Raw genomic sequence first — 16031 nt, forward strand, 5'->3', positions numbered from 1 at the left:
AAAATGGCGGGCTAATCGGATAAATCCTACATGCCTGAATCCTCCAGCCCGCGGGCGCCGAAAAAGCCGGCGCCGCGCGCCACTGACCGGGAGCAGCCCCCGGAAGACGCCCGGCAAAGTGCTCGGCCAGACCCCCGGCAAGCCTCTCGGCCAGACCCCCGGCCAGCCCCCCGGGCCCGGCCCGAAGGCCGTCCCGCCGCGCCCCGTCCCGAACGGCCCATCCCGGCTGTCACCTACCCCGAAGACCTGCCCGTCAGCGCACGGCGGCAGGAGATCGCGCGCGCCATCGCCGGCCATCAGGTCGTGATCGTCAGCGGCGAAACCGGCTCGGGCAAGACCACGCAGCTCCCCAAGATCTGCCTGGAACTGGGTCGTGGCCGCCAGAAGATGATCGGCCACACGCAGCCGCGCCGCCTGGCGGCAACTTCGGTGGCCAAGCGTATCGCCGAGGAACTGAACACACCCATGGGCGAGGTCGTCGGCTACCAGGTGCGGTTTAACGACCGCACCGGTCCCAACGCGTCCATCAAGCTGATGACGGACGGCATTCTGCTGGCCGAGTCGCAGCGCGATCCGCTGCTGCGCCGCTACGACACGATCATCATCGACGAAGCGCACGAACGCAGCCTGAACATCGACTTCCTGCTGGGCTACCTCAAGCAGCTCTTGCCGCGGCGTCCGGACCTCAAGCTCATCATCACGTCGGCCACCATCGACGCCGAGCGCTTCGCCAAACACTTTGCCGCGTCGGAAGACAAGCCCGCGCCGGTCATCGAAGTCTCGGGGCGCCTGTATCCCGTGGAAGTGCGCTACCGGCCCGTGCGCGAAGAGCCCGCCGCCGACGACAACGCGCCGGCGCCCAACAAGGCGGGGCGCGACCGCGAGCGCATGTCGGGCGACGAAGAACGTGACCTGATCGACGCGATCGTCGACGCCGTCGACGAATGCGCACGGCATGGCCCGGGCGATGTGCTGGTGTTTTTGCCCGGCGAACGCGAAATCCGCGAATCGGCCGAAGCGCTGCGCAAGCGGCATCCGGCCGGCACCGAAGTCCTGCCACTGTTTGCACGCCTGTCGCAGGCCGAGCAGGAGCAGATCTTCCGCCCGCGCGGCAACGCGCGCCGCATCGTGCTGGCCACCAACGTGGCGGAAACCTCGCTGACGGTGCCCGGCATCCGCTTCGTGGTCGACAGCGGCCTGGCCCGCATCAAGCGCTATTCGTGGCGCAACAAGGTCGAGCAGCTGCGCATCGAGCCCATCAGCCGCGCCTCGGCCAACCAGCGCGCCGGCCGTTGCGGCCGGGTGGGGCCGGGCGTCTGCATCCGGCTCTACGACGAGCTGGATTTCAACAACCGCGCGGCCTTCACCGATCCTGAAGTGCTGCGTTCGTCGCTGGCGTCGGTCATCCTGCGGATGAAGTCGCTCAAGCTCGACGACATCGAACAATTCCCCTTTGTCGAGGCCCCGCCGGGACGGGCGGTGGCCGACGGCTACCACCTGCTGCAGGAACTGGGCGCCATCGAACTGGCGTCGGCGTCCGACGACGACGCCGACGACGGGCGCACAGGCGCGTCTTTTGTCCTGACCCGCACCGGCGATGAACTGGCCAAGCTGCCCGTGGACCCCCGCATCGGCCGGATGATCCTGGCCGCGCGTGAACACCAGTGCCTGGCGGAGATGCTGATCATCGCCTCGGCGCTGTCCGTGCAGGATCCGCGCGACCGCCCCATGCAGGAGCGCGAGGCGGCCGAGGCTGCGCACGCCAAGTTCGGCGACGACAAGTCCGAGTTCATCTCCTTCGTGAAACTGTGGCGCTGGTATGGCGAACAGGTGCAGCACAAGGCATCGCAGCGCAAGCTGGTGGGCCTGTTGCGTCAGAACTTCCTGTCGCCCATCCGCCTGCGCGAGTGGCACGACGTGCACACGCAGCTGTCGGCGCTGGTGGGCGAACAGGGCTGGCGCGTCAATCAGTCCGAAGCCACGTACGAACAGCTGCACATGGCGCTGTTGTCGGGCCTTCTGGGCAACATCGGTTTCAAGAGCGACGAAGGCGGCAGCTACCAGGGCGCGCGCGACATCCGCTTCCACATCCATCCGGGTTCGCGTCTGGTGAAGAAGGCCGGCCGCTGGATCATGGCGGCCGAACTGGTCGAGACCACGCGCCTGTACGCGCGCTGCGTGGCGCGCATCGACCCCGTGTGGCTGGAAAAGGTCGGCGCGCACCTGATCCGCAAGAACTGGTCGGACCCGCGCTGGGAAAAGAAGGCCGGGCAGGTCGTGGCCAACGAGCGGGCCACGCTTTACGGCCTGGCCATCTACACCGGCCGTCGCATTCACTACGGCCGCGTGAATCCCACCCATGCACGCGAACTCTTCATCCGCCAGGCGCTGGTGCCCGGCGAAATCGACACGCGCCTGCCGTTCGTCGCGCACAACCGCAAGCTCATCGCGGGTATCGAAAAGCTTGAACACCAGACGCGGCGGCCGGACATCCTGGTCGATGACGAGCTGATCTACGCGTTCTACGACCGGCAGCTTCCCGCCGACATCTCGCAGACCGCATCGCTGGAAAAGTGGGTGAGCGGCCTGGACAAGGCGGCCGCCGCCAAGCTGATGCTGACGCGCGACGAGCTGATGCGGCACGAGGCGGCCGGCGTCACGACCGATGTCTTTCCCAAGAAGGTGGAATGGCAGGGCGTGTCGATGGCGCTGGACTACCACTTCGAGCCCGGCTCGCCGCGCGACGGCGTCACGCTGTCGGTGCCGCTGTTCGCGCTGAACCAGATCGATCCTGCGCGCTGCGAGTGGCTGGTGCCCGGCATGCTGAAGGAAAAGGTGCACCTGCTGCTCAAGTCGCTGCCGCAGAAGCTGCGCCGCCATTGCGTGCCGTTGCCCGACTACGCCGCGGGTTTCTACGACCGCTGGTTCGAGCGCCTGGCCGACCCGCAGACGGGGCTGGTGGATGCCATCATCGCCGACATGTGGGACCAAGTGCAGGTCCGTCCGGCGGTGGGGGACTTCAAGCTGGAAACCCTGCCGGCGCATCTGTTCATGAACTTCCGCGTCGTGGACGAGCACGGCCGCATGCTGGCCGCCGGCCGCAATCTGGCGCAACTGCGCGCCGAATTCGGCAAGCAGGCCCAGGCCACCTTCCAGCAACTGGCGGCCAGCGACACGCAGGTCGCGCAGGCGCTGGCGCACGAAAACCTGACCTCCTGGTCGTTCGGGCCGTTGCCCGAGATCATGGAGATCAAGCGGCGCGGCCAGTCCGTCATCGGCTATCCAGCGCTGGTGGACCGGGGGGCGCATTGCGACCTGGACGTGTTCGACGATCCCGACGAGGCGCGCAAGCACCATCGCGCGGGCCTGTTGAAGCTCTTCCGGCTGGGCCTGCGCGAGCAGGTGAAGTTCCTCGAAAAGAACCTTACCGACCTCACCAAGATCAGCATGCTGTACATGACGCTGGGCACGCAGGAAGAGCTGCGCGACCAGATCATCGACTGCGCGCTGGGGCAGGCGTGTCTTGCAGAGCCCTGGCCGGTGAACGAGCAGCAGTTCGAAGCCCGCCGCGCCGAGGGCAAGGGCCGGTTGGGTCTGCTGGCCCAGGAGGTCGCGCGGCTGGCGGGCGCGGTGCTGACGGAATATGCGGCGCTTCAACGCAAGCTGCCGCAGGCCAAGCCCCACGCGGCCGCGTACGCGGATCTGCAGCAGCAACTGGGTGCGCTGATGCCCAAGTGGTTCATCCGAGACACGCCGTACGCGCAGTTGTCGCACTTTCCGCGCTACCTGAAGGCGGCGGTCGCGCGCATCGACAAGCTGCGCGCCGACCCGGCGCGGGACGCAAAGCTGGTGTCGGAAATGGCGCCGCTGGTCACGCAATACCAGCGCGCCCGCGCGGCGCTGAAAGGCGCGGCCGATCCCCGCCTGGACGAGTTCCGCTGGCTGCTCGAGGAGTTGCGGGTCGCGCTCTTCGCCCAGGAGCTGCGTACGCCGATGCCGGTGTCGGTCAAGCGGCTGATGAAAAGCTGGGAATCCTTGCAGCGCTAAGCGCCAGCTGGCGCCACATGCAAAACGGGCCGCAAATCGCTTTGCGGCCCGTTTGTCTTGCGGCGTCTTTACAGCGCCAAGAACCCGACGATCACCAACGCGATCAGCCCGTACTTCGTGGCCTTGTACGCCGTGCGGTTCCACTTCTTGAATGCCTTGCGCTTCTGGTCGATCACCCAGTGCGCATGGGTCAGCTTGTTGATGGCCCCCGTCTGGTCGCCACCGTCGTTGGGCGAGCTGGCCGCCGACATGACCTTGCGGCCGAACCAGCGGTTGAAGGCCTCGGCCCAGCGCCACTTCAGCGGACGCTCGACGTCGCAGAACAGGATGATCCGGTTCTCATCCGTCTTGTTGTAGGCCTCGTGGACGTAGGTCTCGTCGAACACCACGCTTTCGCCATCGCGCCAGCTGTAGTGCTCGCCATCCACGATGATGTGGCAGCCGTCGTCGTTGGGCGTGACCAGTCCCAGGTGATAGCGCAGCGACCCGGCAAACGGGTCACGGTGCGGATTGAGCTGGCCGCCCGGGGGCAGCTCGGCAAACATGGCGGCCTTGACCTTGGGCAGGCCTTTCAGGATGGCGACCGTCTTGGGGCAGAGTTCTTCGGCCGAGGGGTGGCGGGCGTCGTACCACTTCAGGTAGAACCGCTTCCAGCCGTACTTGAAGAACGAGTTGAAACCGATGTCGTTATGGGTGTCGGCCGCCTTGATCCGGCGCAGCTCGGCCATCTGCATGGCCTCTTCGCGGATCGTCTCCCAGTTGTCGTCCAGCACTTTCAGTTCGGCGATTTCGCTGGTCGTCAGGTACGGCGTCGTGGGCACGCGGGACGTCAGCACCATGAACGCGTTGATCGGCGCCAGCAGCACCGAATGGTCCAGGAATTGCCGTCCCAGGGGCAGTTTGACGCGGCCTCGGAAGTGCGCGAACAGGATGGCGGCCAGCCAGATCCCAGGTATTAACCATTTCATAGGTATGTCTCGTCGTGCGACGGGGTAGTGCGGGTTGGGCGGTATTGTCCCACAAGCCTCCCGGGCGGATCCCGTGAGGATGGGATGCCACTGGGCGGATTCTGATGCAAGGATTGTTCTAGGGCGGTCGGCCGCTGGGTACAATTCCGCCATGTCCGAAGCCGTAACGACCCCGACCCCATTTGTTCACCTGCGCGTCCACTCCGAGTTCTCGGTCGTGGACGGTACGGTGCGTATCCCCGACCTCATCAAGCGGGTGGCCAAGCTGGGCCAGCCCGCCGTCGCCCTGACCGATCTGTCCAACCTGTTCGGACTGATCAAATTCTACAAGGGTGCACGCGGCGCGGGGGTCAAGCCCATCGCAGGCTGCGACGTCTGGATTTCCAACGACGAAGATCCGGCGAAGCCCTTCCGCCTGTTGTTGCTGGTGCGCAACCACCAGGGTTACCTCAATCTGTGCGAACTGCTGTCCAAGGCGTTTCTGACGAACCAGGGCAAGGGCCGGGCCGAAATCCGCCGCGAATGGCTGCAAGGACAGGCTGGTCTCATCGCCCTGTCCGGCGGGCGCGCCGGCGACGTCGGGCAGGCGCTCGAGGCCGGCAACGCCGTGTCGGCGCTGGCCCTGGCGCGCCAGTGGGCGCTGATGTTCCCGGGCAGCTACTACGTCGAATTGCAGCGCGCCGGCATGGACGGCGACGAAGGCTACTGCCAGGCCGCCATGCGGCTGGCCTCGGAAGCCGGGCTGCCGGTGGTCGCCACCCACCCCGTGCAGTTCCTCGACGAATTCGAATTCCAGGCCCACGAGGCGCGCGTCTGCATCGCCGAAGGTGAAATCCTGGCCAACCCGCGTCGCGTGCGCCGGTTCTCGAAAGAGCAGTATCTGCTCAGCTCCGACGAAATGGCACGCCGGTTCGCCGACGTGCCGTCGGCGCTGGCCAACACGGTCGAAATCGCCAAGCGTTGCAACCTGAGCCTGGTGCTGGGCAAGCCGCGCCTGCCCAATTTCCCGACCCCCGACGGCGTGACGCTGGACGATTATCTGGTCCAGCTCTCCGAAGAGGGCCTCGAAAAGCGCATGGAGTTCCTGTTCCCGGACGTCGCCGAACGCGAGTCCAAGCGCGAGCAGTACTACGAGCGGCTGCGCTGGGAGTGCAAGACCATCATCCAGATGGGCTTTCCCGGCTACTTCCTGATCGTTCAGGACTTCATCAACTGGGGCAAGAACAACGGCGTGCCGGTCGGCCCGGGCCGGGGCTCAGGCGCCGGTTCGCTGGTGGCCTACGCGCTGGGCATCACCGACCTCGACCCCATCCGCTATGACCTCCTGTTCGAGCGCTTCCTGAATCCCGAGCGGGTCTCCATGCCCGACTTCGATATCGACTTCTGCCAGGACAACCGCGAACGGGTCATCGACTACGTCAAGGAAAAATACGGCCGCGCCGCCGTCAGCCAGATCGCCACGTTCGGCACGCTGGGCGCCAAGGCCGTGGTGCGCGACGCCGGCCGTGTGCTGGACATGCCCTACATGTTCTGCGACGGCCTGTCCAAGCTGATCCCGTTCAATCCGATGGATCCGTGGACGCTGGAACGCACGCTCAAGGACGAGCCCGCCTTCAAGGACCGCTACGAGCAGGAAGAAGAAGTCCGCGCGCTGGTCGACCTGGCCAAGCCGCTCGAAGGCCTGACCCGCAACATCGGCATGCACGCGGGCGGGGTGCTGATCGCGCCCGGCAAGCTCACCGACTTCTGCCCGCTGTATTGCCAGCCGGGCCAGGAAAACAGCGCGGTCTCGCAGTTCGACAAGGACGACGTCGAGGCGGCCGGCCTGGTGAAGTTCGACTTCCTGGGCCTGCGCAACCTGACCATCCTGGACTGGGCCGTGCGCTACGTGCGCCAGTTCAACGCCGAAAAGCGCGACTTCGACGTCATGGCGCTGTCCCTGGACGATCCGGCGGCGTACAAGATCCTGTGCGACGCGAACACCACCGCGGTGTTCCAGCTTGAATCGCGCGGCATGAAAGAGCTGCTCAAGAAGCTGCGGCCCAATACGTTCGAAGACATCATCGCCATGCTGGCCCTGTATCGTCCGGGGCCGCTGGAATCGGGCATGGTGGACGACTTCGTGAACCGCAAGCACGGGCGCGCGGCGGTCGATTATTTCCACTCGGACCTGGAAGCCACACTCAAGAGCACCTACGGGGTCATCGTCTACCAGGAACAGGTGATGCTGATCTCCCAGATCATCGGGGGCTATTCGCTGGGCGGCGCCGACCTGCTGCGCCGGGCCATGGGCAAGAAAAAGCCCGAGGAAATGGCCAAGCACCGCGAACTGTTCGAACAGGGCGCCAAGGAAAAGGGCCACGATCCGGATCTGGCGGTCAAGCTCTTCGACCTGATGGAGAAGTTCGCGGGCTACGGCTTCAACAAGTCGCACTCGGCCGCGTACGCGCTGATCTCCTACCAGACCGCCTGGCTGAAGGCCTACCACCCGACCGAGTTCCTGGCCGCCACCATGTCCTCGGACATGGACGACACCGACAAGGTCCAGATCTTCTGCCGCGACGCCCAGGACAACGGCGTCGAGGTGTTGCCGCCCGACGTCAACCATTCGGGCTACCGGTTCGAACCCGTCGCCGACAAGCACACCGAAAAAGGCAAGCCGCCGCGCACCATGCGTTACGGCCTGGGCGCCGTCAAGGGCACCGGCCAGGGCGCCGTCGAGGACATCTTGCGTGCGCGCAAGGAAGGCGGTCCGTTCCTGAACCTGTTCGACTTCTGCCGCCGCGTCAGCAAGCAGGCCGTCAACCGCCGCACCATCGAGGCCCTGATCAAGGCCGGCGCGTTCGACACCATCGAGCCGAACCGCGCCGCGATGCTGGCCTCCGTGCCCACCGCGATGGAAGCGGCCGAGCAGGCCGCGCGCAGCGCCAACCAGGCCTCGCTCTTTGGCGACGACAGCGGTGATGTGGTCGCGGGCGAACTGGCCAAGGTCGCGCCGTGGGATCTGCACAAGAAACTGACCGAAGAAAAATCCGCGCTGGGCTATTACTACAGCGGCCACCTGTTCGATGCGTGGCGCGACGAAGTGCGCCGCATCGTGCCGATGCAGCTGGCCCGCGTGGAGCCGCAGCGCGACCTGCAATGGATGTGCGGCGTGCTGGCCAGCGTGCGCGTCATGATGACCCGCCGCGGCAAGATGGTCTTTGCCGTGCTGGACGACGGCACGGCGCAGGTGGAAATCTCGGTCTTCAACGAACTCTTTGAAAAGCACCGCAACCGGCTGCGCGAAGACCAGCTCGTCATCGTGCAGGGCAAGGTCAGCAACGACGACTATTCCGGCGGCATGCGCATCGTCGCCGAGCAGCTCTATGATCTGCAGCTTGCGCGCGAAGCCCGCGCCAAGTCGCTGCGCGTCAAGCTCAACGGCAGCGCCGATGCGGCCCGCCTGCGCCAGATGCTCAACCCGTTCCGCGCCGAACCCGAAAACGGCATTCCAGGCGTGCCGGTCGACATCGTCTACACCAAGAACAATTTCCTGTGCACGGTCAGGCTAGGCGAGGAATGGCGCGTGCGCATGGCCGACACGCTGCTCGCCAACCTGAATGCCTGGACCAAGCCGGACGGCGTGGAGGTTACGTACTGATGTCTTCCAGTCTACGTATCGTGCATTCGGAAGCCGCCACCGCCTTTGGTGGACAGGAAGGACGAATTTTCAAGGAAATGCATGCCATGCGGGCGCGCGGGCATCATGTCGAAGCGATCTGCCAGCCGCGCGCACAACTGACCGAGCGCCTGCGGGATGCCGGTTTCACCGTGCATGCCGTCGATATGAAGGGGACAGTGGCCTACTTGAAGGGCGTCCCCGCCGTCCGCCAGATCCTGAAGGCGGGGCGCTTTGACGTGCTCAATACCCATAGCCGGCGCGACACGGTCATCGCCGCCCTGGCCGGACGCATGGCGGGTACGCCCCTCATCGTGCGCACTCGCCACCTGTCCAACGTGGTCGGCTCGATGTGGTCTTACACCATCCTGCCGCACCGCGTCACCGCTGTCAGCGACCATGTGCGCGAATACCTGATCAGCCGCGGCGTCCCGGCCGAGAAGATCGCCACCGTGTATTCGCCCATCGTGCTGCCGGCGCCCGTCGAGCACTCCACCTTGCGTGACGAACTCGGCCTGGCCGACGACGACATCGTCGTGGGCTGTGTGGCCGTCATGCGCGCCACAAAGGGCCACAAGGACCTGATCGACGCCATGGCGCCGCTGATGGCCGTGCGTCCGAAGCTGCATCTGGTGTTCGTGGGCGCCGGTTCGCCGGTCTTCGAGCAGACGCAGGCGTACATTGCTCAGCGCGGCCTGCAAGACCGGATCCACCTCATGGGCACGCGGCGCGACGTCCCCAATCTGCTGGCGGGATTCGACCTCTTCGCGCTGGCCACACAACAGGAAGCTTCCGGTACGGTCTATGTCGAGGCGCAGGCGAGCGGCCTGCCGGTCGTCGGCACGAACGTCGGCGGCGTATCCGAGATGTTCCGGGACGGCGTGACGGGCTTTCTGGTCCCGCCCAAGAATTCGCTCGCCTTGACCACCGCACTCGAGCGCCTGATCGACGACCCGGCCCTACGCCGCACCATGGGCGAGGCCGGCCGCAAGATGGTCTGGGAAGAGGGCGTGTTTTCTCCCGCGCGCCTTGCGGAAACCACGGAGGCGATCTATACGCGCTGGCTGGCGGAGCGCCGCAAATGAACGCGCCCAACGTTCCGGTGCTGATGTACCACCACATCACGCCGGCGGGTGGCATGATCGCCGCGACGCCCGACGTCTTCGAAACGCAGATCGCGCGCCTGGCGCGCGCCGGCTACCAGTCGCTCACCACCGCGCAGTTCGCGGCCTACCTGGCCGGCGGCAGCGTGCCCGAACGCTCTGTGCTCATCACCTTTGACGATGGCTACCTGAACAATTGGGTGCACGCGCATCCCGTCCTGGCCCGCCACGGCATGCGCGCGGTGCTGTTCACCATCACAGGCTGGATCGGCGACGGCCCCGTGCGGCCGCATGCGGGTCAGGGCGGCGCGCTGCCCGCAACGCCCGATCACCACGCCTGCAAGGAACTCGTGGCGTCGGGCCGCGCCGACGAGGCGATGCTGCGCTGGAGCGAAATCGAGGCCATGCAGGCCGCCGGCACCTTCGAGTTCCATTCCCATACCAACACGCACACCCGCTGGGACAAGGTCTGTGGCGCGGATGTGGCCGCCAAGCGCGAACGCATCGCGCAGGATCTGCACGATTCGCGGGACACCCTGATCCGCCGGCTTGGCGGCGTGAGCGATCACCTGTGCTGGCCGCAGGGATACTTCGACGCCGATTACGTGGCCGCCGCGCGGCAGGCCGGTTTCCGGCACTTGTACACTACCGACCCTTTCGGCCAGAACCTGCCCGGCACGGATCCCGGCCACATCTATCGATTCGCGGTGCGCAATCTGGGCGGGTCCTGGCTGAACCGCCGGATCTGGCTGTCGCGCGACCCATTCTGGGGGCCGCGCTATCACGCCTGGAAGGCCTGGAAAAAGCGTCTTAGGAATCGCGGATGAAGTTATCAGTCATCATCATCACCAAGAACGAAGCGGCAAATATCGCCGCCTGCCTGAAGTCCGTGTCGTTCGCCGACGAGTTCATCGTTGTGGATTCGGGCAGCACCGACGGCACCGTGGAACTGGCGCAGGCGCTTGGGGCGCGGGTTGAAGTCACCGCCGACTGGCCCGGTTTCGGTCCGCAAAAGAACCGCGCGCTGGATCTGGCGACGGGCGACTGGGTGCTGTCGATCGACGCGGACGAGCGCGTCACCCCCGAGTTGGCGCAGGAAATCCAGGACGTGCTGCGCGCGCCCGGCGCCGACGCCTACGAGATCGCACGCCTGTCCAATTTCTGCGGCCGCGACATCCGCCACAGCGGCTGGTGGCCCGACTACGTGCTGCGCCTCTTCAAGCGCGGCACGGCGCGCTTCACCGACGCCGCCGTCCACGAGCGCGTGGTGCCGGCCAACGGCCGGCCCCTGCAGATGCGCGGCTACTTCAACCACTATCCGTACGACAACCTGGACGCGCTGATCAACAAGGTCAACCGTTACTCGTCCGACGCCGCGGCCATGATGTATGCCAAGGGCAAGCGCACCTCGGTCTTCGGGGCGCTGGGCCACGGCTTCTGGACCTTCGTGCGTATCTACCTGATCCGGCGCGGTTTCCTGGATGGCCGCCACGGACTCGTGCTGGCCGTCACCGCGGCGGCGGGCAGCTTCTTCCGCTACTCGAAGCTGATGTTCCTGGCAGAAAACAAAAAGTGAAGATCCTCTACACGAACTTCCACGCCGGCAACGGCGGGGGGCACGTCACCTACATCATCAACCTGGCCAAAGCGCTGGCCCGCGACCACGACATCACCGTGGCGGTGCCCGGCACCAGCCGGCTGTACCGCTATGCCAAGGCCATCCCCGGGGTGACGGTGGTGGACATGCGCTACACGACCCGCCCGTCGTCCTGGTTCAAGGACCGCGCCCGGCTGCAGCGCCTGATCGCAGAGGGCCGGTTCGACATCATCCACGCCAACGGCTCGGCCGACCACAAACAGGTCATGCTGGCCACGCTGGGCATGCGGCGCCGTCCGCGCATCGTGTTCACCAAGCACAACGATCACCCGCTTTCCAGTTTTGGACACAAGCTGCGGGTGGCGCTGGCGACGGATCACGGCATCGCCGTCAGCGACTACATCCGCGGCATGATGGAGCACTCGCCGTACCGCAAGCGCCCCATCACCACCATCCGGCACGGCATCGATACCAATTTCTTCGCACCGCCGCCGCCCGAAAGCCTGGACAAGCTGCGCGAGCTCTTCTTTGGTCCGGATTGGCAGGGCAAGCTGCTGCTGGGCAGCGCCGGTGGCACCGACTACGACAAGGGCTGGCTGGACCTGGTGGCCGCCGCGGCCGCGCTGCCGCCGGCCGACAAGGCACGCATATTGCTGATGGTGGCGGGCGATCCGCCCACCGAGGCCAAGCTTGCGCGGGTGCGCGAAGTCGGCATGATCGATCAGGTGAAGTTCCCGGGGCTGCTCGATGACGTGCGCGCGGCGCTGGCGTCCTGCCATGCGGGTTTCGTCCTTTCTTACCGCGAGGCGCTTTCGTTTGCCTGCCGCGAGATCATGGGACTGGGCCTGCCGGCGCTCGTCAGCGATGCGGGCGGCCTGCCGGAGAACGTAACGGACGGCGTGGACGGCTGGATCGTGCCGGCGCGCGACGTGCCCGCCATGACCGCCAAGCTGCGCTTCATGCTGGACAATCCGGACGTCGTCCGGCAGATGGGCAGCAAGGCGCGTGAAACAAGTTTGCGCGACTTCAACCTGGAGCGTTTTGCGCAGGCGACGGTGGATGTGTATCAGCGTACGCTTGGCGGACACTGACCCATATAATGTCGAGCTATGTCTATTCCAATCCTTATGTATCACCAGATCGGCGAGCCCAACCCCAAGGGCACGCCGTTTCGCGGATTGACGGTACATCCTGACAGCTTTGCTCGGCAGATGCGCTGGATGCGCAGGCTCGGTTACCGCGGGCTGTCCATGCGCGACGTCATGCCGTATGTCCGAGGACAGCGCCAGGGCAAGGTATTCGGCATCACATTCGACGACGGTTTTCGCAACGTGCATCACAACGCGATGCCGGTATTGAGCGAATTGGGATTCACCGCCACCAATTATTTCGTGGCGCGGCAGTTCGACGGCGGCAACGTGTGGGACCTCCAGAAAGGCATCCCGTTTTCGCCGCTGATGACCGTGCAGGAAATGCGGGAATGGGCGCAGGCGGGCAACGAAGTCGGTTCGCATACGCTTGACCACGTCCATCTTCCCGAGCTCGCGCCCGAAGAAGCGCGGCGCCAGATCGTCCAGTCCAAGGACGAGCTCGAACAGGCGCTCGGTGCGCCGGTCACCGCGTTCTGTTATCCATACGGCGACCATGGCCCGGAGCACCAGGCCATGGCGCGCGAGGCTGGATACGACAATGCCACGCTCACCAAGCGCGGCCTGGCGGCGGCGTCCGACGATCCCTTCGGTCTGCCGCGGGTGACGGTGGCGCGCTCCACCAACATCATCCGCTTTCTCCAGAAGTGCCTTACCCGGTATGAAGACAGCCGCCGGCGCCCATAATCGGCGGCTTCGCATTGCGCTGTTGGTGGATCGCTTCGGCAATCGTTTTGGGGGCGCAGAGGCGTATGGCGTCGAGTTGATGCGCGTATTGGGCAAGCGGCACGACGTCACCGTGGTCGCCCGGGATTTCGACAGCGATCTGCCATTCGGTTTCCTGCCCGTGCGGTTTCCCGGCTGGCTGCCAAGCTGGACCCGGGTGCTGTATTTTGCCTGGCGCGCTGACCGTCTCACGCGCGGCCGCTTCGACATCGTGCATTCGCACATGAACGGCTGGGCGGGCGAAATCCAGGTCATGCACGTGACGCCGGTCCGCTACAACCACGTCACCCGGGTCAAGCCGCTGCAGCGCCTGACCGCCTGGCTCAGTCCGCGCCTCGCCACCTATCTGACGCTGGAATGGCTTCGCGTGCGCAAGGCCCCCCGGCGCCGCGTGGTCGCGGTGTCCGGCCTCATCGTGGACCAGCTCCACCGCAGCTACGGCGAACAACTTCCCGTCGATATCATCGCCCCGGGCGTCAAACTGCCGGCCCCGGATGGCAACGGCGCCCGCGCCGCCCTGCGGGCGCGGCTGGGCTGGGATGCCGACACGATCGGCTGTCTGCTGGTGGCGCGCAATCCGCTGCGCAAAGGCCTGCCGGCGCTGCTGGATGCGCTGGCGCTGCTGCCTCCCCGATACAAGCTGCTGGTGGTAGGCGCCGACGGGCCCACGCGCGATCGAGTCCGCGCTGCGGGCGACGTCGCCCCCCGAGTCACCTTGGTCGATCCTACGGCGGACGTCGGCCAGTATTTCAACGCAGCCGACATCTACGCCCACCCGACGCTGAACGACAGCTACGGCATGGCGCCGCTGGAAGCCATGTCGCATGGCCTGCCGGTCATTGTCAGCTCTCCGGTCTATTGCGGATTCGCGCAGTATCTGTCGGCGGGCACTGACGCGCTCATCCTGTCGGATCCGCGCGATGGCGCCCAGCTGGCGCAGGCGCTGGAAAGCCTGGGTTCGAACCCCGAGCTGCGCGCAGCGCTCACGACGCGCGGCCTGGAAATCGCCCGGGACCAAAGCTGGGAGACCGTAGCGTCGCGCTTCGAGGCGCTGTACGAACAGGTGCTGCTCGAGCGCAACTAAAAAAACGGGGCTGCGAGCCCCGTTTTCAGTGGTGCGGCGCTGTCGCCCGTTCCAGGTCGGCCAGCCAGTGGATGGCGTGTGCGCGGTCCGATCCGCACATCTCGTGCTCCGGCTGCAGTCCGCCGCAGAAATCCGGGCGGGAAGGGTCGCCAAAGATGGCGCATCGCATGTCCGGCAGCAACTGAATACAGGGCACGCCCGCGGGCTTGCCGTGCGGCATGCCCGGAATGGGGCGCGTGATCGACGGCGCGATGCAGCAGGCGCCGCATCCCGGGCGGCATTCCAGCGCGGTGGCGGCCAGACTCATACCCACCCGCGCAACCAATAGACAAAAAGCCCGGCGTATTCCTTCACGATCGAGCGGCTGGCGTCGAACGTACGTTCGTCGGGCAGCCACAACGGCAGCGAGCCGTCAGCCGGCGCCACGATCTGCGGCGGCGCGGGGGCGGCAATCACTTCCACGCCCTGCTTGGAAAAGGCCGCCATCGCGCGGGGCATGTGCAACGCGGACGTGACCAGGAGCACCTTGCCGATGCCGCGGGACTTGAGCTGGTCCTCGGTCAGCGTGGCGTTTTCGTACGTGGTGCGGCTGGCGTTCTCCAGGATCAGCGCCGACTCCGGCACCCCTTGCTGGCGGATCGCGTGCGCCATCCCGCGGGCTTCGCTGACGTCGCCTTCCAGGGCGCCGCCCGACAGCAGCACTTTGGGCGCGCGGCCCGCCAGATACAGCTGGGCGGCCGCGTCCACGCGCACGATGGCCGTGTCCTTGTCATAGGGCAGGAACCAGTTGGCGCGGCCGTTTGCGGTGTTGCCGCCCAGCACCACGATCGCGTCTGCCGTTGGCATTTCGGTGGGCGGTTTGTGCGGATACCGGTTCTCCAGCGCGCCGCCGGCCCACAGTGACGTGGCGGGCAAGGACCAGGCCAAGGCCCAGAGCAGACCCGCGGCAACGAGGGTCAAGCCGATCTTGCGAAGCCGGAACAGTCCCAGCACCAGGCCAAGGACCACCAGAGTGATGCACAAGTTGAAGGGAATGATCAGATTCGTGAGATAGCTGGAAAAGGTCATTTCGAGACTGTCCTGATTACTACGTACCATCCAGCAGGCGCTCGGCCTGCCGTGTCACTTCTTCCTGCGACGGCCACGCCTGGTCGGAGCCGACGCACACCGCGCGCGGGGACCAGGGGCCGGTGCGCTGCGGTTGCGTCACGCCGAACAGCGTGAGCTGCCGGGCCGATGCCGCCGCCGCCACGTGCGACACGCCGGAATCGTTACAGATCACCAGCGTGGCCCGCGCGGTCAAGGCCGCAAAGGCGCCCAGTCCCAGCGGGGGCAGCAACTGCGCCGTGGGCGCATTGCGCCGGGCTTCGTCGGTTTCGGCCGGAGGGGGGCACATTACCACGGTATGGCCGCGGGCCTGCAGGGCGCGCGTCAGTGTATCGAATCCGGGCCAGACCTTGATCCGGCCCTTGTGCAAGCCGGTGGCGGTCGGCGCGATCAGGACGAAGCGCCGGCCGTCCAGCCCGGCCTGGAGCAACGCCTCGCCCGCCGCGCGTTCGTGCGCCGGCGTCAGCGGCAGGTCCAGCGTCGGCCCCGGCTTGGCCGGACCGCTCGGCAGATTCCACCGGGTCAGCGCTTCGCAGGTGAGGTGATGCCAGGACTCGACGGCGTGCATCGGCTGGCCGGGCTTGGCGAAC

The 16031-nt window shown here is 66.2% G+C and carries 12 protein-coding genes; 8 read left to right on the plus strand and 4 right to left on the minus strand.

Annotated features, from left to right (window positions below):
• Positions 1-30: 30 nt before the first annotated feature.
• On the plus strand, positions 31-4047 hold the full coding sequence (gene hrpA, locus B3446_RS03150; RefSeq protein ID WP_291377287.1) for an ATP-dependent RNA helicase HrpA: 4017 nt from the start codon (positions 31-33) through the stop codon (positions 4045-4047).
• Positions 4048-4115: 68 nt separating this feature from the next.
• Here the strand turns inward: hrpA and lpxO are convergent, their stop codons facing one another.
• Positions 4116-5015, minus strand: a complete 900-nt coding sequence (gene lpxO, locus B3446_RS03155) for a lipid A hydroxylase LpxO (RefSeq protein WP_191576503.1) — start codon at positions 5013-5015, stop codon at positions 4116-4118.
• A 151-nt stretch (positions 5016-5166) separates the two neighbouring features.
• Between lpxO and dnaE the strand changes: the two genes are divergently transcribed.
• The 7 genes from dnaE to B3446_RS03190 are packed head-to-tail and all read left to right on the plus strand — an operon-like array spanning position 5167 to position 14334.
• Positions 5167-8658, plus strand: coding sequence for a DNA polymerase III subunit alpha (dnaE, locus tag B3446_RS03160; protein ID WP_291377288.1), 3492 nt, complete (start codon positions 5167-5169; stop codon positions 8656-8658).
• Positions 8658-9761, plus strand: coding sequence for a glycosyltransferase family 4 protein (locus B3446_RS03165; protein ID WP_175138732.1), 1104 nt, complete (start codon positions 8658-8660; stop codon positions 9759-9761). Before dnaE ends, B3446_RS03165 begins: the two co-directional genes overlap by 1 nt.
• Positions 9758-10606 (plus strand): polysaccharide deacetylase family protein, encoded by an 849-nt coding sequence (locus B3446_RS03170; protein ID WP_279975630.1) that lies wholly within the window; start codon positions 9758-9760, stop codon positions 10604-10606. Before B3446_RS03165 ends, B3446_RS03170 begins: the two co-directional genes overlap by 4 nt.
• The gene (locus tag B3446_RS03175; protein WP_191576499.1) at positions 10603-11355 is read left to right on the plus strand and encodes a glycosyltransferase family 2 protein; all 753 of its coding nucleotides are present in this window, start codon (positions 10603-10605) and stop codon (positions 11353-11355) included. Before B3446_RS03170 ends, B3446_RS03175 begins: the two co-directional genes overlap by 4 nt.
• On the plus strand, positions 11352-12467 hold the full coding sequence (locus B3446_RS03180; protein ID WP_291377289.1) for a glycosyltransferase: 1116 nt from the start codon (positions 11352-11354) through the stop codon (positions 12465-12467). The genes B3446_RS03175 and B3446_RS03180 overlap by 4 nt, the downstream gene beginning before the upstream one ends.
• 18 nt (positions 12468-12485) lie before the next feature.
• Positions 12486-13211 carry a polysaccharide deacetylase family protein gene (locus tag B3446_RS03185; RefSeq protein WP_291377290.1) on the plus strand — a complete coding sequence of 242 codons (726 nt, stop codon included), beginning with the start codon at positions 12486-12488 and terminating at the stop codon, positions 13209-13211.
• On the plus strand, positions 13186-14334 hold the full coding sequence (locus B3446_RS03190) for a glycosyltransferase family 4 protein (protein WP_291377291.1): 1149 nt from the start codon (positions 13186-13188) through the stop codon (positions 14332-14334). Before B3446_RS03185 ends, B3446_RS03190 begins: the two co-directional genes overlap by 26 nt.
• 25 nt (positions 14335-14359) lie before the next feature.
• On the opposite strand, the gene B3446_RS03195 is transcribed toward B3446_RS03190, so the two are convergent.
• The 3 genes from B3446_RS03195 to B3446_RS03205 all read right to left on the minus strand — a co-directional run.
• Positions 14360-14641, minus strand: coding sequence for a YkgJ family cysteine cluster protein (locus tag B3446_RS03195; protein WP_291377292.1), 282 nt, complete (start codon positions 14639-14641; stop codon positions 14360-14362).
• Positions 14638-15402 (minus strand): YdcF family protein, encoded by a 765-nt coding sequence (locus B3446_RS03200; protein WP_175125700.1) that lies wholly within the window; start codon positions 15400-15402, stop codon positions 14638-14640. The genes B3446_RS03195 and B3446_RS03200 overlap by 4 nt, the downstream gene beginning before the upstream one ends.
• A gap of 19 nt (positions 15403-15421) precedes the next feature.
• Positions 15422-16031 (minus strand): glycosyltransferase family 9 protein (locus tag B3446_RS03205; protein ID WP_291377293.1); only part of this gene is annotated, 610 nt, incomplete at its 5' end.

It is taken from the genome of Achromobacter sp. UBA5777, from assembly GCF_002418565.1.
GTDB lineage: Bacteria > Pseudomonadota > Gammaproteobacteria > Burkholderiales > Burkholderiaceae_B > Achromobacter > Achromobacter animicus.

Excerpts from the sequence above, each read along its gene's own strand:
- B3446_RS03185 (WP_291377290.1), top strand. The coding sequence starts at position 12,486 with ATGTCTATTCCAATCCTTATGTATCACCAGATCGGCGAGCCCAACCCC.
- lpxO (WP_191576503.1), bottom strand. The coding sequence starts at position 5,015 with ATGAAATGGTTAATACCTGGGATCTGGCTGGCCGCCATCCTGTTCGCG.
- dnaE (WP_291377288.1), top strand. The coding sequence starts at position 5,167 with ATGTCCGAAGCCGTAACGACCCCGACCCCATTTGTTCACCTGCGCGTC.
- B3446_RS03165 (WP_175138732.1), top strand. The coding sequence starts at position 8,658 with ATGTCTTCCAGTCTACGTATCGTGCATTCGGAAGCCGCCACCGCCTTT.
- B3446_RS03195 (WP_291377292.1), bottom strand. The coding sequence starts at position 14,641 with ATGAGTCTGGCCGCCACCGCGCTGGAATGCCGCCCGGGATGCGGCGCC.
- B3446_RS03190 (WP_291377291.1), top strand. The coding sequence starts at position 13,186 with ATGAAGACAGCCGCCGGCGCCCATAATCGGCGGCTTCGCATTGCGCTG.
- B3446_RS03170 (WP_279975630.1), top strand. The coding sequence starts at position 9,758 with ATGAACGCGCCCAACGTTCCGGTGCTGATGTACCACCACATCACGCCG.
- B3446_RS03200 (WP_175125700.1), bottom strand. The coding sequence starts at position 15,402 with ATGACCTTTTCCAGCTATCTCACGAATCTGATCATTCCCTTCAACTTG.
- hrpA (WP_291377287.1), top strand. The coding sequence starts at position 31 with ATGCCTGAATCCTCCAGCCCGCGGGCGCCGAAAAAGCCGGCGCCGCGC.
- B3446_RS03175 (WP_191576499.1), top strand. The coding sequence starts at position 10,603 with ATGAAGTTATCAGTCATCATCATCACCAAGAACGAAGCGGCAAATATC.